The 18,319-nt window shown below is 47.3% G+C and carries 15 protein-coding genes; 8 read left to right on the forward strand and 7 right to left on the reverse strand.

The annotated features are described in order from the left end of the window. Window positions 1-115: 115 nt before the first annotated feature. Complete coding sequence (locus BGO59_RS11575; protein WP_293683778.1) at window positions 116-814, forward strand: TetR/AcrR family transcriptional regulator; 699 nt, start codon at window positions 116-118, stop codon at window positions 812-814. A gap of 29 nt (window positions 815-843) precedes the next feature. On the opposite strand, the gene BGO59_RS11580 is transcribed toward BGO59_RS11575, so the two are convergent. After that, entirely contained in the window at window positions 844-1,488 is a 645-nt protein-coding gene (locus tag BGO59_RS11580; protein WP_293683779.1) for a Uma2 family endonuclease, read from the reverse strand. A gap of 658 nt (window positions 1,489-2,146) precedes the next feature. On the opposite strand from BGO59_RS11580, the gene BGO59_RS11585 reads away from it, so the two are divergent. The 3 genes from BGO59_RS11585 (at window position 2,147) to BGO59_RS11595 (ending at window position 7,913) form a co-directional block, all read left to right on the forward strand. Then, window positions 2,147-3,313 (forward strand): efflux RND transporter periplasmic adaptor subunit, encoded by a 1,167-nt coding sequence (locus BGO59_RS11585; protein ID WP_293683780.1) that lies wholly within the window; start codon window positions 2,147-2,149, stop codon window positions 3,311-3,313. A gap of 111 nt (window positions 3,314-3,424) precedes the next feature. Further along, on the forward strand, window positions 3,425-6,538 hold the full coding sequence (locus BGO59_RS11590; RefSeq protein WP_293683781.1) for an efflux RND transporter permease subunit: 3,114 nt from the start codon (window positions 3,425-3,427) through the stop codon (window positions 6,536-6,538). A gap of 193 nt (window positions 6,539-6,731) precedes the next feature. Then, complete coding sequence (locus tag BGO59_RS11595; RefSeq protein WP_293683782.1) at window positions 6,732-7,913, forward strand: glycoside hydrolase family 88 protein; 1,182 nt, start codon at window positions 6,732-6,734, stop codon at window positions 7,911-7,913. A 76-nt stretch (window positions 7,914-7,989) separates the two neighbouring features. On the opposite strand, the gene BGO59_RS11600 is transcribed toward BGO59_RS11595, so the two are convergent. Continuing rightward, window positions 7,990-8,694 carry an SGNH/GDSL hydrolase family protein gene (locus BGO59_RS11600; RefSeq protein ID WP_293683783.1) on the reverse strand — a complete coding sequence of 235 codons (705 nt, stop codon included), beginning with the start codon at window positions 8,692-8,694 and terminating at the stop codon, window positions 7,990-7,992. Between the two features lie 307 nt (window positions 8,695-9,001). Between BGO59_RS11600 and BGO59_RS11605 the strand changes: the two genes are divergently transcribed. Together BGO59_RS11605 and BGO59_RS11610 are read left to right on the forward strand one after the other, a co-directional pair. Then, on the forward strand, window positions 9,002-9,610 hold the full coding sequence (locus tag BGO59_RS11605) for an RNA polymerase sigma factor (RefSeq protein ID WP_293683784.1): 609 nt from the start codon (window positions 9,002-9,004) through the stop codon (window positions 9,608-9,610). After that, on the forward strand, window positions 9,600-11,312 hold the full coding sequence (locus BGO59_RS11610; protein WP_293683785.1) for a hypothetical protein: 1,713 nt from the start codon (window positions 9,600-9,602) through the stop codon (window positions 11,310-11,312). The genes BGO59_RS11605 and BGO59_RS11610 overlap by 11 nt, the downstream gene beginning before the upstream one ends. A 72-nt stretch (window positions 11,313-11,384) precedes the next feature. Here BGO59_RS11610 and BGO59_RS11615 read toward each other — a convergent pair whose 3' ends face one another. From BGO59_RS11615 to BGO59_RS11625, 3 genes are all read right to left on the reverse strand, one after another. Further along, window positions 11,385-12,701, reverse strand: coding sequence for a sorbosone dehydrogenase family protein (locus BGO59_RS11615; protein WP_293683786.1), 1,317 nt, complete (start codon window positions 12,699-12,701; stop codon window positions 11,385-11,387). 67 nt (window positions 12,702-12,768) lie between these two features. After that, window positions 12,769-13,125: a DUF3471 domain-containing protein gene (locus BGO59_RS11620; protein ID WP_293683787.1), complete on the reverse strand. Its 357-nt coding sequence runs from the start codon at window positions 13,123-13,125 to the stop codon at window positions 12,769-12,771. Between the two features lie 26 nt (window positions 13,126-13,151). Beyond that, window positions 13,152-13,583, reverse strand: a complete 432-nt coding sequence (locus tag BGO59_RS11625) for a GNAT family N-acetyltransferase (RefSeq protein WP_293683788.1) — start codon at window positions 13,581-13,583, stop codon at window positions 13,152-13,154. Window positions 13,584-13,816: 233 nt separating this feature from the next. On the opposite strand from BGO59_RS11625, the gene BGO59_RS11630 reads away from it, so the two are divergent. After that, a complete protein-coding gene (locus BGO59_RS11630) occupies window positions 13,817-15,154 on the forward strand; it encodes a Gfo/Idh/MocA family oxidoreductase (protein ID WP_293683789.1) in 1,338 nt (445 codons plus the stop codon). Window positions 15,155-15,479: 325 nt separating this feature from the next. Here the strand turns inward: BGO59_RS11630 and BGO59_RS11635 are convergent, their stop codons facing one another. After that, window positions 15,480-16,958 (reverse strand): sigma-54 dependent transcriptional regulator, encoded by a 1,479-nt coding sequence (locus BGO59_RS11635; RefSeq protein ID WP_293683790.1) that lies wholly within the window; start codon window positions 16,956-16,958, stop codon window positions 15,480-15,482. Window positions 16,959-17,043: 85 nt separating this feature from the next. Beyond that, window positions 17,044-17,418, reverse strand: a complete 375-nt coding sequence (locus BGO59_RS11640; protein WP_020595718.1) for a response regulator transcription factor — start codon at window positions 17,416-17,418, stop codon at window positions 17,044-17,046. Between the two features lie 467 nt (window positions 17,419-17,885). On the opposite strand from BGO59_RS11640, the gene BGO59_RS11645 reads away from it, so the two are divergent. Then, window positions 17,886-18,053: a lmo0937 family membrane protein gene (locus tag BGO59_RS11645; RefSeq protein ID WP_293683791.1), complete on the forward strand. Its 168-nt coding sequence runs from the start codon at window positions 17,886-17,888 to the stop codon at window positions 18,051-18,053. Window positions 18,054-18,319 lie beyond the last annotated feature (266 nt).

An 18,319-nucleotide genomic window follows, 5' to 3' on the forward strand; every position in this document is an offset into this window, starting at 1 on the left:
GTTTTATAATATTATATGATAGTTTTACTAATTTTAATGCAAATATAACTTTCTGTACTGATCGTTTGTTTAATTTGCGTCCCCTGTTTCGACAATTGGTTATAAATCAGGATAAATGGAGTATTCTGTACATGTCCGCATGAACGAGCACCTGTTTCTGCGTGACCCTGAAAGCTCAGAACTAGGCCGGCGTATTGTTCGGCAAGGCATTTTACTGGTCAATGAGATTGGCTTTGAAGACACTACCTTTCGGAAATTAGCCGACCGGATGGGAACAAAAGAAGCTAGTATTTACCGCTACTTCGAGAACAAGCATCGGTTGTTGGTGTATCTGGTAGCCTGGTACTGGCAATGGCTCGAATTTCAACTGGTTTTCCAAACAAATAACCTAACCGACCCCCGTCAGAAACTGGAGAGGCTGATTCGTTTGCTTCTGTTCGTTGATCTGGACGAATCGCACAGCAAGGATATTGATTTGCGGGCACTTCACAACATTGTGGTACATGAGTCCAGCAAAGCGTATTTTACCCATCATGTGACTGAAGATAATCGACAGCAGTTGTTCAAACCGTATAAAGACCTCTGCCACCGCATTGCCGATATCATTCTGGCCTACAATCCTACCTATCCCTATGCCCGATCGCTGGCCAGTTCACTCGTCGAAACAGCCCATTATCAGGCTTTTTTCATGGAGAACCTGCCAACTCTTACTGATTTTGGCTCGAAGGATATTACTAGGCAGTCGGAAGCCATGCATAAACTTCTGGGTTTTGTGCATCACCTACTGTTTGCCTCACTCGATGCCAACATTTAAGTATTGATTTCTGGCAAATGCTAAATGCCTTACTCCTGTTGAGCGTTCTTATACAGAGTTGCCAGATTAAAGGTCATACCTTCGGTAACGGTCACATCATGGTCCCAGCCGTCCCGAATTAAAATAGCATCAGCCGATTCAGACTCCCAGATGACAGGAATAGTTTCGGTAAAAATCCAGATCACTTTTTTAACCCCAAACTCGTGTAGCTGGCGCGTTTTTTTCACAAAATACTCATGCTGATAATGGTACTTACTCAGATCCGCTTTAGTATCAATTTCGATGACGTAATCGGGGGCAATAGGCATGTATTTGTTCGTCAGAGGAATACCCTTGAGTCGTGCTTTATCGTATAGAGCAATGTCACACGAACGCCATTTTTTTTTGTCGATCTGAACACCTAATTCGCTGGCTAAGATGCGGAAGCGTTGCCGCAACGGATGCATAAACAGAAATTCCTGTAAAATTTCCACTAAATAACTCTGTAAGTAGCTTGCTCCCATAATCGCTTCTGGCTCAAGAAGGCCCTTTAATACATCCCGGTAGCCAGCATAATAAATGGGCTTATCGTCCATTTCGTAGACGAGCTGACGTAACAAAAGTTGCCTTTGCCGACGTTGCTCAGGCGTTGGGACTATTTTCTGGGGTTTGCTTTTCTCCTCAACCGGTATCATAGCTCAATCCGTTTGCTGCAATATAGAGATAAACCTCTAACCTTAGGGCATTGGCCTTAACCCTTCCCATTTAAACTGCTAAGTGCCATTTTGTGAAAATCTGGATTCGGTTTTCTTTTACAACGATCCATACTACGCCTATCGCCCAGCCCACGCCTGACAAGAAAACAGCCTATGGTCATGAAAAGTCGATTGAGCATACATATTTAGGAAGAACAGTGGAAACAGTGGAAGGATACTCATCCAATTAGTGGCCCAATTTAGCGTTTGAGCCCCTTTAATGCTGACGAATGGATTATGATCGTAAAAAATATTATTTTTTTTCAGTTCATTATGTCAAACAAACATTAAGTACTTCCTGAAAACGCAGTAAATACAATTTTTTGATAGCTTATAGTATATATTAGTAGTCAGCTTATTCATTTCTTGAGGCATATAGGCCGATTAACCAAAAAATAATAAGCTAATATGCAGTCATCAATAAGCATTTCTACGGATGGAACAGTTCATATTTCATCGTGGATTGCGTAACAAAAAACATTCAGGGTCAGGCAACTACCGATTGTTATAGTCGCCAAGGTTAATAGCTTTGCAAATTGTAACAAATTCGGACTCTGAACCGTTAAAATCTTCGTTCTTTCTTGCAAATTATTACTCTGTGAAAAGGTGGATTGCTATCGGCCTCGTCGTTCTGGTTCTCGGCGGGATTATTGTGTATAATAAGATATTACATCCGGCTCCGGGAGCCGCTGGCGGTGGACCCGGTGGTGGAGGGGGCGGTGGTGGCCGAGGAGCCGCTGAAGGCGGAAAAGGCGGTGGCCCCGGCGGAAAAGGCGGCCCAGGTGGTGGCGGCCCGGCCAGTGTCCAGGGCTTTGTTGTCGTTTCCCAACGGCTGCAAGAAGATGTCGTTTCCAGTGGCTCGCTGCTGGCAGCCGAGCAAGTCGATATCTACCCTGAAATTTCAGCTCGAATCACACAACTGAACATTCGGGAAGGCCAACCTGTAACAAAAGGAGCTTTGCTGGTCAAACTTTTCGACGCTGACCTGAAAGCGCAGCTTCAAAAATTACAGGCTCAGGCCGAAAACGCCCGTCGTACTGAAGAGCGTAATAAACAACTGCTGTCGCGGGGGGGGATTAGTCAGCAGGAATACGATATTGCCACGACAAACCTTCAGTCTTCCATAGCCGACATTGAACTGGTAAAGGCCAATTTGCAGCGTACCGAAATTCGGGCTCCTTTTTCGGGTATCATTGGGCTTCGGAATGTAAGTGCTGGTGCTGTTGTTTCGCCAAACACGCTCATTGCTCGTTTGCAACAAGTGTCGTCGCTGAAACTCGATTTTTCAATTCCTGAAAAATACGGTCCTTATGTGCATAATGGCAGTACGATTTCGTTTCTAGTAGACGGTGCTGCCAAACCCAGCGAAGGTGTTGTGTATGCCATCGAGCCGGGTGTGGAAGAGCAAACCCGTAACCTCCGCATTCGAGCTCGGGTCAACAACTCATCAGCCCGATTCCGACCTGGCACCTTTGCCCGTGTAACACTGACCGTACAGAATGAACAGAGCCTTGTTGTGCCAACGCAGGCTGTAATCCCGCAAACGCGCACCAATCAGGTGATTGTGGTAAAAAATGGAAAGGCTGTTTTCAAAGATGTAAAAACCGGCTTACGAACAGCAGGGGTTATTCAGATCTTATCGGGACTGGCGGCAGGCGATACAGTGGCAACAACGGGTTTATTGTTCCTCAAACCTGATGCGCCTGTAAAAGTCGGCAAAGTAATTGGCGTACAGGGGAATGGCCCCAAAGTAGCGAGTAATTAATGGTTCATCGTATTCGGTTTATGGGTTCAGTTCACGGTGGATAGTCCATCGTCATTTACTGAACTAAAAATTGACTACTGAACCCCGTAAACTTTACAACTTCATACAGCAATGAGTCTCCCCGAACTAAGCTTAAATCGGCCCGTTTTCGCGATGGTGATGTCCATCGTGATCGTGCTGTTTGGTGTTATCGGCTTTACGTTCCTTGGTGTACGGGAGTATCCGGCTATTGATCCACCCGTTATTTCGGTTCGGACCAATTACACCGGTGCTAACCCTGAAATCATTGAGTCGCAGATTACAGAACCCATCGAAAAATCGCTGAATAGTATCGAAGGCATTCGGACAATTTCATCGATCAGCGCCTTAGGTGCCAGTACGATTACGGTTGAGTTTAACCTCGACGCCAACCTCGAACAGGCAGCTAATGATGTACGCGATAAGGTAGCCCAAGCCCAACGTCAACTCCCGCAGGATATTGATGCTCCGCCGGTAGTTACAAAAGCCGATGCGAACTCAGATCCCATCATTTTTATGAATGTCCAGAGTACGACACGCAGCGCTACGCAACTGTCGGACTATGCGGAGAACGTACTTCAGGAACGGCTGCAAACGATTCCAGGGGTTAGCCAGGCCAATATTTTCGGGCTGAAACGTCAGGCGATGCGCCTTTGGATCGATCCGATCAAACTATCGGCCTATCGCTTGACTTCGCAGGATATTCAAGCCGCCCTGACCGCCCAGAACGTAGAGCTACCAGGTGGTAAAGTGTACGGAAATAATACGGAGTTGACCGTAAAAGCTGTTGGTCGACTGACCAGCGAAGACGATTTCAATAACCTGATTCTGCGCCAGACCAGTAACCAGATTATACGTTTCAAAGATGTAGGTTATGCGACGCTGGGTGCCGAAAACGAAGAAACCTCCTCAAAGCAAAACGGAACGGTAGGTGTCATTCTGGCCCTGATTCCTCAGCCAGGAGCCAACTACGTTAACATTGCAGACGAGTTCTATAAACGATTCGATCAGCTCAAAAAGGACTTACCCCCCGATATTATCGTTTATGTCGGAACCGACCGCAGTATCTTCATCCGTCGGGCTATTGAGGAAGTAGGCGAAACACTGCTGATCTCCTTTATACTGGTTGTACTGGTTATTTATCTCTTCTTCCGCGACTGGCTTATTGCCTTCCGTCCCCTGATCGATATTCCCGTATCGTTGATTGGCGCGTTCTTTATTATGTACGTGGCCGATTTCAGTATCAACGTATTGACACTGCTGGGTATCGTGCTTGCAACGGGCCTTGTGGTAGATGATGGTATCGTGGTTACGGAAAACATCTTTAAAAAGGTTGAAGATGGCATGGATACCGAGATGGCTGCCAAGGAAGGCTCGAACGAAATCTTCTTTGCGGTTATCTCCACATCCATCACCCTCGCTATTGTATTCCTGCCGATTATCTTTCTGCAAGGATTCGTCGGTCGTCTGTTCCGTGAGTTTGGTATCGTGGTGGCTGGTGCCGTATTAATCTCGGCCTTTGTTTCGCTGACACTGACGCCCGTATTGAGTGTAAAACTGACGAGTAAAAATCACGGCCGCTCCTGGTTCTACCGAAAGACGGAGCCATTTTTTGAATGGCTCGACGAATCCTACCGCGATTCGCTCAATGGGTTTATGAAGAAGCGAGGCTGGGCGTTTGCCATGATTGGGGTGTGTCTGCTCCTGATCTTTGGCGTTGGTTCCCAACTCAAATCAGAGTTAGCTCCGTTGGAAGACCGAGGCCGTACCCGGATTGCCATTACCTCACCAGAAGGAACCAGTTTCGAAGTGCAGTCGGCCATTACAGATAAGGTACTACAATTCGTACTGGATTCGATTCCTGAAAACAAGCTGGCATTTAGTGTAGTAGCACCGGGTTTCTCAGGCGCGGGGGCGGTGAACTCGTCGTTCGTGATGGTTAACATGGTCGATGCCGCCGATCGGAAGCGTTCGCAACAGGACATTGTCGATTACCTAACGAAAAACCTTCGGAAATTTAGCGAAGCCCGTATGTTTGCCACCCAGGATCAGACGATTCAGGTAGGTCGTCAGGGCGGTGGATTACCAGTTCAGTTCGTGATCCAGAATCTGAACTTTGAGAAGTTACGGGAAAAAATGCCTGCCTTCCTCGAAGAAGTGCAGAAAGACCCAACCTTCCTCAACTCAGATGTTGACCTGAAATTCAACAAACCCGAATTGAACATCACCATCGAACGGGAGAAAGCAACGAACCTTGGCGTGTCGGTACAGGATGTAGCACAAACACTGCAACTTGCTCTCAGTAACCGTCGTCTGGCGTACTTCCTGATGAATGGAAAACAGTATCAGGTAATTGGGCAAGTTGATCGGCACGACCGCGATGAACCCGTCGATCTGGCGTCGTTCTACGTCCGCTCGAATCAGGGGCAGTTGATTCAGTTAGACAACCTCGTGAAGTTCCAGGAAGTAAGTAGCCCTCCGCAGGTATACCATTACAATCGCTTTAAGTCGGCGACGGTATCGGCAGGTCTGGCTCCTGGCAAAACAATTGGCGATGGCGTTGAAGCCATGCGTGCCATTGCAGCCCGCACTCTCGACGATACGTTCCAGACTGCCCTTTCCGGTCCCTCTCGCGATTACGCCGAAAGCTCATCCAATACCCTGTTTGCTTTCGGTCTGGCGCTGGTGCTGATTTACCTAGTCCTGGCGGCTCAGTTCGACTCGTTCATCGACCCATTCATCATCATGATGACCGTACCGCTGGCCTTGGCTGGGGCCGTCTTCTCGCTCTGGATGTTTAACCAGACGCTGAATATTTTCAGCCAGATCGGGATTATCATGCTGGTGGGTCTTGTTACGAAAAACGGAATTCTGATTGTGGAATTTGCCAATGAACAGCGGCTATTGGGCAAAAATAAATTTGAAGCGGCTGCGGAGTCGGCAGCCTTGCGCCTTCGTCCGATTCTGATGACGACCCTTGTAGCTGCCTTTGGCGCACTGCCGCTGGCAATGGCGTTGGGTTCAGCCTCAAAAAGCCGCGTACCACTGGGGATTGTGATTGTGGGAGGTTTACTTTTCTCGCTGGTTCTTACCTTGTATGTAGTACCAGTTATTTACACCTACATGACCCGGCGGAAAGATGTGAAACCCGTTGAACCGCAAGCTGGGGAAACGCCAAAACCAGCTCAGCAGAAAGTACACGCATAACAGAAAAGAGCCTCCAGGCTAACTAACCATAGACGTGTTCAGGGGGAGAATCTGAGTTAATCAGGTTCTCCCCCTGACTGTTTTTATAGATTATCCGATCAATTCAGCATCCGAAAGGTTATAAACAGCTGCATTTATACTTCTTTCTTTTTAGGCCATCCTTCACCAACCCTGGCCTCCTCGGATAAAACGAATGAAATCGCTCCTACCCTTTTTGCTGGTGATGCTGGTCAGTACAGCATTTGCGCAATCGTCCATTAATGTTGATAAAGAGTTTACGTTTGCCGCCCAGCAATATCAGGGCATGCTGAAAAGCCATCCCGACACGACTAAATTCCCCCAGTCGACCAAGCCTGATGGATCGCCCGATGATCGGAAATCAGACTGGTGGTGCAGTGGCTTCTTTGGCGGCTCGCTCTGGCATATCTACGAACGGACGAAGGCGCCCATGTGGAAGGAAGCCGCCAATAAATGGACTATGGCTGTGGCAAAGGAACAATACAATACAGGGACACACGACCTGGGTTTTATGATCTACTGCCCGTTTGGGAATGGCTATCGCCTGACTAAGAACGAGACCTACCCACCCATCATGCTCACAGGTGCTAAATCGCTATCGACTCGGTTCAATCCTAAAGTGGGTGTAATTAAGTCGTGGAATAAATTTCAGAATTATGACTACCCGGTTATCATTGACAACATGATGAATCTGGAGTTTTTATTCTGGGCGGCCAAACGGTCGGGCAATAAGGAGTTTTATAACATCTGCGTTACCCATGCCGATAATACCATCAAGAACCATTATCGTCCTGATTACAGCAGCTACCACGTCGTTTGTTACAACCCCGATGGAACGGTAGCAGCGAAGAAAACGGCGCAAGGTTATGCCGATAATTCGGCCTGGGCACGTGGGCAAGCCTGGGGGTTATACGGCTTTACGGTCATGTATCGCGAAACGAAAGATAAAAAGTACCTCGACTTTGCCCGACATATTGCTGACTTCTACCTGAATCATCCGAACCTACCTGCCGATAAGATTCCGTATTGGGATTTCAATGCCCCCAATATTCCGAATGAAGAGCGGGATGCTTCGGCCGGAGCCATTACGGCTTCTGCTCTGCTTGAACTGTGCACATACGGCGGCCCTTCGGCCAAAACATATTATCAGGCAGCGGTGAAAATGTTGGAAAGCCTGTCGAGCCCGGCCTATAAAGCCAATTTGGGAGAGAACAATCACTTCATCCTGAAACACAGCGTTGGTCACAAACCAGCCAAGAGTGAAGTAGATACCCCAATTATTTATGCAGACTATTACTATCTGGAAGCGTTACTCCGTTACGATGCGTTGTCTAAAAAGCCCGGATTTAAACTCTAATTTTCGGTTTTTGGTTAGCTGACACACGGTTGCTTTCGTATCAGCTAACCAAAAACCGGATACTGTAATCCACTATTTATTCTTCACGCTTGATTGTCTGAACGGTAACAATTGTTGGGGCAGATAAATAAAAATCGAACAGCGAACGGCCCAGTATCTCATGGCTAATAGCATTCAGATGGTCGCCATCGCTATTAATAAAATATTCTTCTTTAGGGCGAATCACCGAATCCGTATCAAAAACACTGAATAACTGGTCATCAGCCTCATTAAGTACAATGGTTCGACTCCGTTGTTGTAGCCACTGATCAACTCGATTCAGGTGCGGAAATGGAGTCAGCAGCAACACACTATGCCGATACGGCTTTAATTTCTTTAATAAGCAGGAAAATATAAGCGAACGGTTAGGCCGCACAAACGACAGGACGCCATCCCGAACCGCACTCAGGCGATTCTTTAAAGCTGATCCGTCCGACTGTTTGAACCGAACAGATGAATATGGCAATATAGGTGTAGCCAACGTGTTAGCACAGTGCAACTGACCGTGAGCCGACTGAAGGAGCGAAGCATCCAATTGGACAACAATCAGATCATAGCGATTAAGAGGCAATTGCGATAACGTAGCTACAATCTGCGGAATGGTCAGATGCGCGTAGGCTTCAACAGTAACAGTTTGACCAGCCCGGCTGATTTGCCGGATAAAATGACCGATATAGTTTAACTTTCCTCCTGGCAAGCCATACCCATATGTATGTTCATCGCCAATAACCAGCACATTCATTCGGTGATGCCAATAGGCTGAATAAACCCATTTCCTATCGTTACGTTATTGGCCCGCAAACTGTGGCAAGAAATAGAAATTAATTATCAACTTAAACAATAATTGCAACGTTATACGGTTAAAGAGCGTAGTAGTAAATAATCGTTTATTACGGGTTCGACTGATACGCAAGATTTAGTACTATACCGGCCTTTCCCCTTGATTTCCAGAAGGCTGCGTAAAAAGATCTGGCGAATCGACACAGCTCATACGAATTGAATGAATTAAGTATTTACAATCAGGGCGTTTACGTAAATCTGACAGAACTTTGTTTTTTCGCAAATCATCTTCGTTCTCCGAAAATGACCTGCTTAGCGTCATAAGGGCTTGTCGTACCAACGACCCCCGTGCCCAACGGACGCTGTTCAAGCAATTTTTTGGGTACGCTAAAAGCATCTGTCTACGGTATACCTCCAATGTCGAAGAGGCCGAAGATGTTCTGAATGAGGGCTTTCTTAAAGCCTTTCAGCATCTGGATAGTTACGACGAAACCTTACCGTTCAAAGCCTGGCTACGTACTATTCTGGTCAACACGGCTATCAGTCACTACCGAAAGAACCATCGTTTTGATCAGCATACGTCACTGGAAACTGGCGAGCAGGTAGCGTTTGACGAAAACGTCGTCGATCAGATTGCTGCCGAAGAAATCCTGGCATTAGTTCAACAATTAACCCCTACCTACCGTACTGTATTTATGATGCATGTAGTGGATGGCTATAGCCTACACGAGATTGCAGGAATATTGAACCATAATGAAGCGACGGTGCGCTCCAATTACGCCCGCGCCCGACAAAAATTACAATTACTCATCAAACAAGCGTATCCTTTTTACGAAAAGGCTGGCCCTGGGGCTGGCTTTCCATATCATGAGCACTGACCGATTTTCCGATATTATCCGGCGAAAACTGGAAAGTATTCGGCCGGAATTTACTGAAAAAGACTGGGCCCGAATGCAGGCAACCCTGCATCAGGCTGGTCCTCCTCAGGCCGGTCCGACGGCTACCGGTAAGCCCTTTAGCGGGGGTGTCTGGACAGGGCAGCCCTGGCTACTGGCAGCAGCCAGCGTCAGCACGGCCTTGCTGATCGCCTACAGCGTCTGGCAACGTACCGAAATTAACCACTTGCGTGAAACCATTGGGCAACTGAAAAAACAGCCTGCCAGCAATCAGACTGTGCCTAAATCTGTTGAGGGTGATCGGCCGGATGTATCGCAGGCTGAAGGAATCCATCAACCGCTGCAACAGCATGAGTCGCTGACTGCGTCTGCCCTGAAAGAGGAGGTAGCCACTCGTCACGATACGGTCTACATTACCCGGTATATAACGACTCCGGCACAACCACGTCTGGATATCCCCTTGCGTGATCGATTTAAACAGCCAACCGAAACACCTCCTGAACAACGCTACGCCACGGCTAGTCGTGCGCCTTCCACAGGTAGTCTGTCGCGTCAGGAACGTAACCTAAACAAGAACCTTAAAACCAGCCCATATGGTGTTTCCTCTACTCCGTTAACGAATGATAGTACCTCTAATGCGCCTAACCAGACTGCCATCATCCATGAACACTCAACTCCTGCCGGCCTGAATCAGCCAGAAGAGCGAGTGGCAAGCGGCCGGGATCGGAGCATCAATTCTCGCGACAACCAAACACGAAACGTTCCATCCGGGACAAAGGGAAATTATTCGGGGACCCGGGATAATAGTCCGGTCAATTCATCGGCTAAGCCTGCCAATTCGGTGGTCGATACTGAGGGAGTAGTAGCTATAAATGAGCCGCAGTCTACGGAAACGGAACGCACACAGAGTGCCCCAGCGGGCAACTATGAACTGTTGGCAGGCCGTCCTTTATCGACCGACAACGCGAACTGGAATGCGCTTCTTGCACAACGTGCCCGCCGGATGCGTCCTACCCGTACAACTGTGGTTACTGGCCAGACGCAAGCCCCCGAAAGCCAGCGAATCGAACCCGCCATTGCTAAATTCCGGGCGGGTATAGGTGGAGAGGTGAGTGCCCATCTTTGGAGCGCTGGTGCGTTTGCCGAAATGCCAATTGGCAAAAACGTTATGGTTGGGGTTGGCCTAAGCCGGGCGGTCTATCTGGGCGGTACATTTCTGACAGCCTATGATTTTGATACCCGTACTCGTCGGAATTTCAAGCAGGAATTTGGTCGTCAGCTTCCCCCAACGGTCAATTATGATAGTGACGTTCTCGATATCGACACGCGGGTTATTCGCATGCAGATTCCAATTACGGTAGGTTATCGAGTTCCGTTGTCCCGGTCGCTGACGTTCCAGCCTACGATGGGTACGTTTATGAATCTGAGCAGCAAGGAAAAAGTTACCTATTACTACCGGGTTCCGCAACGAGGTTTCAACCAGATCGATTTCAGTACCGATTGTGGAACGGATTTATTTAGCGGATTCACCTTTAGCACGGGTCTTGAGTGGCAACGTAAGGGGTGGGTACTACAAGGTATACCTACGCTTACCCTCCCTACGTCAGTGGCTACTTTGCCAGGGCCAAGCTGGGAAAACAATACGACCGTTGGCCTGCGAGTCAGGCTGATGTATCAGTTTTAGCAATTGTTACCTGCTTTAAATAGAACATCCCGAAAGCGTTACGTTTTCGGGATGTTCTATTTAAAGCCATTTTTACTTCGTAGCCGAAACCCGCCAGATGCGCCCACTGGCATCATCGGCCACGAACATTGCCCCATCCTTAAGCACCGTAACGCCAACAGGTCGCCCATAGGCTTCGTTATCATTACCTGTAAGGAATCCGGTTAAAAAGTCTTCTGGTTCACCGGGTTTCCCATTTTGGAAAGGAACAAAAACAACTTTATATCCGACAAGCTGTGAGCGGTTCCAGGAACCATGCTGGCCAATAAATGCCCCATTCTGGTAATGAGCCGGGAACTGTGTTTTATCGTAAAAAGCCAATCCCAGAGAAGCGGTATGCGAGCCCAGCGGCACATCAGGTACGATCGTCTTTTTTACTAAATCAGGCCGTTCTCCTTTCCGACGTGGATCTTCGTGCTGGCCAAAATAGGCATAAGGCCAGCCATAAAAAGCGCCTTCTTTAACACTGGTCAGGTAATCTGGCACCAGATCATCACCCAGTTCATCACGCTCATTGACGGCCGTATACAACACGCTTGTCGTTGGCTCCCAATCCATACCTACCGGATTTCGCAGGCCAGCCGCGAAAATGCGTTCGCCCGTACCGTCGGGGTTAACTTCCAGAATATTGGCCCGACGGATTTCATTTTCAGGGCCGTTTTCACCCACGTTACTTCCCGACCCAACAGAGATATAGATTTTCTTTCCATCAGGGCCAGCCAGCAGGTTCCGCGTCCAGTGATTGTTGTAGCCGCCAGCCGGTAAATCCACGATCTTCTTGCCTGGTGTTTTCATCGTTGTCTGGCCCGCTTTGTAGTCGTAGCGAAATAGACCATCCGTGTTGGCAACATAGAAATAGTTTCCCAAGACCAACATGCCAAATGGCTGATTCAGGCCTGTCAGGAAGGTTTCTTTCAGATCAGGTTTACCATCTTGGTTCGTATCCCGAAAGAGTGTGATTCGATTGGCGCTGGTGCCCGTTTCCTGCGATTTACCTTTATCCGAAGCGGCATTTATCACCTTTTCTTTCAGACCATTTTGTTCGGTATTAGCCTCAGCAACAAAGATATCGCCATTGGGGGCTTCGTAAATCCAACGAGGGCTCTTCAGATCACGGGCAAATTCGGTAACGGTAAACCCAGCAGGGGCTTTTGGTATTTTGCCTTCCGGCCAGCCGACCACGTTACTAAATTTAGTTGACGATTTGGTAGCGTATGGAGCGGGCAGCTCAATGGTAGTATCGACCATGGCTACCGAATCGCTGGACTGATCGGTATTTTTCTTCTGACTACAGGCCAGAAAAGCGGCTGAAAGTACAGCCGTTGTAAAAAGATAAGGTATGATTTTCATCGTTGAGTTGAGTCAATACGTAGCTTACTGCAATGACTCAACTCCATGATTAATCATTTGGTTACGCCTAATCCTTTTTTGCGGTCAGCGTCGATCCTTCAATAGCCATCGAGAAACCCGTCACGGCTTTGGTAGCCGCATCCCAGATAAAGGTAATTACAGAGCCATACGAACTTGTTGACTTGAACGTATCGGCTTTGTCCTGCTTCAATAACTTATTTTTGCCATAGCTGTCGGCCTCGCCATACAATTCCCCTTTATCAGCAGTCAACGTAAATTTCTGAATGGGGCTCCCACTTTCAAAGGTATACGAGCCTGTGTATGGTTTGAGAGCGACTGAATCCGCAACCGTAGTTTGTGCATTTGACGGAGTAGCCAAAGCAACCAAAGCTATTCCTACTAGCAGTGTTAAAATCGTTTTCATAAATCAGTTAGGCGTTAGGAGATGATTCATAGCAAGGTACGCGAAAATTTGGCATATGGAATCGGCCCCTTGTAAAACACATCACTGACAGCCTCCATCCCGAAACGTCGGTAAAAGTCAGCCGCATCCAGACGGGCATCGCACCAGAGTGTGGTCGCGCCCAGCCGACGAGCCTCGTCAATAACCTGATTCAGGAGTTGGGTACCAATTCCACGTCGCTGGTAGTCGGGCCGGGCGGCAAATTTTCGGAAACGGGCCATCCCTCCATCAACAAACAGGGAAATCACAGCCACCAGGTCATCCGCCAGAAAGGCGCCAAAGTGGTATCCTTCGGAATCATTTTCTACTTTCACATACTCAAACGGTTTATCGGGCCAGAGCACCGCATGGCGAAGTGGATAGGTTTGTTCGGGCGTTATTACACGGATCGTAATCGCGGAAGACAGTGAGTCGTTCATTGGGGTATCAGGTCAATATCGAACCATTTCTGCAAACATAACAGGATCGTTTTGAAAATATCGGCGAGTATCCGTATCGCAATTTTTACTCTTAGTCTAGCATAATCGTACTATATCAACTTACAGCTTTGTCGCTCCTGGAGGGCAAAACGGGTAGAAATTTCTCGTAGCATTCATTTACTAATAAGTGAGCAGAAAAATCAATACACACGCATTTTTATAACCTGAATAGGATGAACAATTCCAGAAGAGAGTTTATTAAAAAAGCGGCCTTAGGTACTGCGGGTTTTACGATCGGTGGCCTAGGCATGTCGGCTAAAAGTTATGCCAAAATTATTGGCGCTAACGAACGCATTCATGTTGCCATTGCCGGACTTGGCCGACGACTGGGCGCTTATTATGAACCCATTTCACGAAAAGAAAGTAATGTCGAGTTGATGTACCTCTGCGATGTTATGCAAAAACAGCGGGAATCAGCGCTTCAAAAATTTTCGAAATACATCGATTACAAGCCCAAACTGGAAAACGATCTCCGCAAGGTGATTGCCGATAAAAACGTCGATGTGCTGATCAATGCCACACCCGACCACTGGCATACTCCCGGCACCTGCCTGGCTGTGCAGGGAGGCAAACACGTGTATGTCGAAAAACCGTGCAGCCACAACCCACGCGAAGGCGAAATTCTGGTCGAATACCAGAAAAAGTACGGCAAGGTCATTCAGATGGGAAATCAGCAGCGTTCGGCAGTTGAGTCGATCGATATCATCAATCAGATTCACAAGGGCGTTATCGGAACAGCGTATAAAGCGGTAGCCTTTTATGTTGCCAACCGGGGCGAAGTCCCTGTTCCGAAGGCAGCACCCGTACCGCAAGGCCTCGACTGGGAGTTGTTTCAGGGGCCCGCTCCCCGTATGGACTATACCCACGACACATGGGACTACAACTGGCACTGGTATGGCTGGCTCTATGGAACAGCCGAAGCGGGCAACAATGCTACGCATGAGCTGGACGTAGCTCGCTGGGCTTTGCAGGTAGAATTTCCCGAACACGTTACGGTAGAAGCGGCCAAACGCCACTTCCTGAATGATGGCTGGGTCATGTACGACACCATGGATGCGACCTATCGTTTTCCGGGCAATAAAATCATTAAGTGGGATGGCAAAAGCCGGAATGGCTACAAAACCTACGGCAGCGACCGGGGCACTATCATTTACGGCACCAATGGCAGTGTATACGTTGATCGAAATGGCTATAAACTATTCGACCGGGATGGCAAAGAAGTGAAAAGCAGTAAATCGCAGGGCAACGAAGCCGGAACAGCGTTAGGTGGCGGGGGAGATATGACTACCCGACATGTCGTTAATTTCTTCGAAGCGGTACGGGGTAAAGAGAAACAGGCATCTACCATTGAAGAAGGGGCCAGAAGTACGTTACTTTGCCACTTAGCCAACATCGCTTATCGAACGAATAAATCGCTCGATATAGACCCTAAAAATGGCCATATCCACGATAAAGACGCCATGAAACTCTGGAGTCGGGAATACGCGAAAGGTTGGGCTCCCATTGTTTAAGACCTCGCTGGTCATCAATCAATGCTCCTCTGCGGAAAGAGTTACACTGGATTTGTTGCATAAGAAGTAACGAATCCAGTCTTCTACGCAACATTACCGGATAGGCCTATACGATCAATGCTTTAGATACCTTGAGCCGTGAGATTGAAAACGCTGTGATGCCTACGGGCCTCGTCCCCCCCCCCTCTACTACGAAGAATTCGCGTCGCTGATCACCTTCCTGTCTTAGCAGAACTTGTAAAGAGCGAAAGTGCGCATGAGTGAAAGAGCGAATAGCCTACTCTGGCTAATAGTTCGCTCTTTCACTCATGCGCACTTTCGCTCTTTACAAATGTATATCGTAGGCTTTAAGCTTGTTATACAGCGTTTTGCGATCGATATTGAGGACTTCAGCGGCTTTGGTTTTGTTATAACCTGTTTTCTCAAGCACTTTCAGGATGGCAGCCCGCTCGGCATTTTCCGATACCGATTTCAGGTTACCTCCCGATTGTGTGAATACAGGAATTCCTGGACGAGCCGGATCATAATTGATCTGAATGTTGGCAGGCACCGTTTCTTCCGGACTGAAATATTGCGGAGAAATAATTTCCTGTGGCAATACGTCAGCTTCGATGTAGTCACCGGGTGTTAGCAGTACAGCTCGTTTCACCACGTTCTGCAACTCACGCAGATTACCATGCCAGTAGTAATCCTTCAGCTTCTCTTTAGCCTCTTCCTCAAACCCCAGAATGTCTTTCTCTAGCTGCTGATTAGCGACTTCAAGGAAGTGATCGGCAAAGATCATAATATCCGATTTGCGCTCCCGCAAAGGCGATAAATGCATTTCGAACTCGGCAATCCGATGATAGATATCCTCCCGGAATTTTCCTTGCCGAACGGCCTCACGCAAATCCTCGTTCGTAGCGACAATAATCCGGACATCGACGGGAATATCCTGGTTGCTACCAATACGCCGGATCTTACGTTCCTGCAACACACGTAGTAGCTTTATCTGATTGTCGTACGAAAGGTTACCGATTTCATCCAGGAATATAGTACCGCCGTTGGCGTATTCAAAACTGCCCGCCTTATCCGACATAGCCCCCGTAAATGATCCCTTGATGTGACCAAACAGTTCGCTACCAGCCAGTTCCTTACTCAGAGCGCCACAGTCGATAGCCACAAATGGTTTATCAGCCCGTTTACTTTTGAGGTGGATCGCGTTGGCTACAAATTCTTTTCCAGTACCCGTCTCACCCGTTATAATCACCGACATATCTGTCGGAGCAATTAAGTCAATGTGTTTCTGAAGTTGCTCAGCAGCGCGACTTTTTCCAAAGATGAACCGTTTTCCGTCCGGAGCTAAAGCCGTTTTGGCCGGGGCCGTCCTGGCACCACTCGTTTTGGTAGCTGTGGCAGAACCATTGGGCGAAGTAGCACTTTTCGCCTGGTTAAGCGATTGAGCCCGTCGCTCAAGAGCTGCCTTAATGGTATACAGGATTTCGTCGGGATAAAGCGGCTTTGTTACGTAATCATAAGCGCCGTGTTTGACTGTTTGCACAGCCATTCGAACGTCGGAGTAGCCCGTGATGATAATGACGGCAGTGGTAGGATGCATGACCTTGATACGACGAAGCATTTCAAGACCATCAATATCAGGAAGTTTAAAATCGCAAATGACTAGTTCAAATGCTTCTTTTCTCAACAGGACTAACCCATCATCCCCACGCTGTACCGACGCAGTTTTATAGCCTTGTTTGCTCAGAAAACGCTCTAGCAACAGGCATATGTCATTGTTATCGTCAATAATCAGAATTTTTTCCATGAAGAAGCATTGAACTTGTTCAGACAGACCATGTCCCATTTATGAACAACGAAAAAATCTATCCAAGCTGTATGAACAAAGTTACTCAAACCTGAATGGTTTGCAAAGCCATTTCAACCGAACGACGCGTAAACGGCTTTCCAATAAAGTAATCGGCTCCTTGTTCAGTAGCTCGTCGACGCTCTGCCTGTCCATCGAAAGCACTGATCATAATTACTTTTGCTTCGTTCTGATCTTCTTTTATAGAGGGCAGCAGGTCGAAACCTAATCCATCAGGTAAATTAAGATCTAAGAATATAGCGTCGAATTTTTGAGTGTGCAACCATTGGCGCCCTTCTTCAATAAAATGAGCACATGTAGGCTGATAGCCTAAGCGCCTTAAAAGCCCCGACAACAATAAGCAGATATCAGCCTCATCATCGACAATTAAAACACGCTTTGCCTGAGATGCTGTATTCATGACAATTGGTCTGAATTGTTGTCCTGTATTTACTCGTGTTACCATGCTAGCCAAGACTCATCCTGTTTCATAAACGTTCGTTACCTTATACCTTAATAAAATATGTGCCGAAAATGTTTAAACATCCTAAATTGAGGTAGCAACACGCATTAATACCCAATAGATTAATTATTTGTGTAATAAATACTGTTTGCAGAAAATTGAAGCGCATCGCTCGTTACCTAAAGAAGCGCGCTATTTTTCCACGTTTATTCTACACCTGTGGAATATATTCTACAGTTTTCATTTATTGATTTTTCCCAAAGTAACATTCCTGCCAATCCGTAAACATCAATTAAAAGCTCATTTCCAAGCCTATAGGCCATTTAACGTCAATAATTCTAAGTTCTAACGATTCTTGGCACAACTTTTTCTAACTAGTTAATCGATTACAAGGTGGCTATTCTGATTTACTCAAGGGAAATGACATGGGAAACCTTCTTTACACCATTGCAGTCATTCTAATCATTATCTGGCTCTTGGGCTTCTTAGGTGTGCTTGGGACAGGAATTGGTAGCAGCAATTTGATACACGTATTGCTGGTGATTGCAGTGATTGCCATACTTCTACGCCTGATTCAGGGGCGGGGTGTGTAAGGAAGGGAGTACAATTGATGAGGAAAAAAGCAGTTCGCTGCAAACATAATATTCCTATTCAACAAGTGCGGGACAAACCGCAATACAACATTTTAGGTTAAGTACAAGTTACGGTGGGTACGGAATCCCTGCGCCAAGTTGAGCGCGGGGATTTTTTTTATATGCTTCTTTAGCCGTTGCTTACAGGGGTTGGTCGCCTAGAAAAGCGGGTATAAAGGATCAAGGCCAATACTTGTGGAGGGCGTTGTATTTTTCTAGGTTTGTGA

It is taken from the genome of Spirosoma sp. 48-14 (genome assembly GCF_001898575.1).
In the GTDB taxonomy this organism is placed as follows: Bacteria; Bacteroidota; Bacteroidia; order Cytophagales; family Spirosomataceae; genus Spirosoma.

What these genes read in the sequence shown, in the direction of transcription:
- BGO59_RS11575 (WP_293683778.1), top strand. Translation starts at nt 116, where the DNA reads ATGGAGTATTCTGTACATGTCCGCATGAACGAGCACCTGTTTCTGCGT.
- BGO59_RS11580 (WP_293683779.1), bottom strand. Translation starts at nt 1,488, where the DNA reads ATGATACCGGTTGAGGAGAAAAGCAAACCCCAGAAAATAGTCCCAACG.
- BGO59_RS11590 (WP_293683781.1), top strand. Translation starts at nt 3,425, where the DNA reads ATGAGTCTCCCCGAACTAAGCTTAAATCGGCCCGTTTTCGCGATGGTG.
- BGO59_RS11595 (WP_293683782.1), top strand. Translation starts at nt 6,732, where the DNA reads ATGAAATCGCTCCTACCCTTTTTGCTGGTGATGCTGGTCAGTACAGCA.
- BGO59_RS11600 (WP_293683783.1), bottom strand. Translation starts at nt 8,694, where the DNA reads ATGAATGTGCTGGTTATTGGCGATGAACATACATATGGGTATGGCTTG.
- BGO59_RS11610 (WP_293683785.1), top strand. Translation starts at nt 9,600, where the DNA reads ATGAGCACTGACCGATTTTCCGATATTATCCGGCGAAAACTGGAAAGT.
- BGO59_RS11615 (WP_293683786.1), bottom strand. Translation starts at nt 12,701, where the DNA reads ATGAAAATCATACCTTATCTTTTTACAACGGCTGTACTTTCAGCCGCT.
- BGO59_RS11620 (WP_293683787.1), bottom strand. Translation starts at nt 13,125, where the DNA reads ATGAAAACGATTTTAACACTGCTAGTAGGAATAGCTTTGGTTGCTTTG.
- BGO59_RS11625 (WP_293683788.1), bottom strand. Translation starts at nt 13,583, where the DNA reads ATGAACGACTCACTGTCTTCCGCGATTACGATCCGTGTAATAACGCCC.
- BGO59_RS11630 (WP_293683789.1), top strand. Translation starts at nt 13,817, where the DNA reads ATGAACAATTCCAGAAGAGAGTTTATTAAAAAAGCGGCCTTAGGTACT.
- BGO59_RS11635 (WP_293683790.1), bottom strand. Translation starts at nt 16,958, where the DNA reads ATGGAAAAAATTCTGATTATTGACGATAACAATGACATATGCCTGTTG.
- BGO59_RS11640 (WP_020595718.1), bottom strand. Translation starts at nt 17,418, where the DNA reads ATGAATACAGCATCTCAGGCAAAGCGTGTTTTAATTGTCGATGATGAG.
- BGO59_RS11645 (WP_293683791.1), top strand. Translation starts at nt 17,886, where the DNA reads ATGGGAAACCTTCTTTACACCATTGCAGTCATTCTAATCATTATCTGG.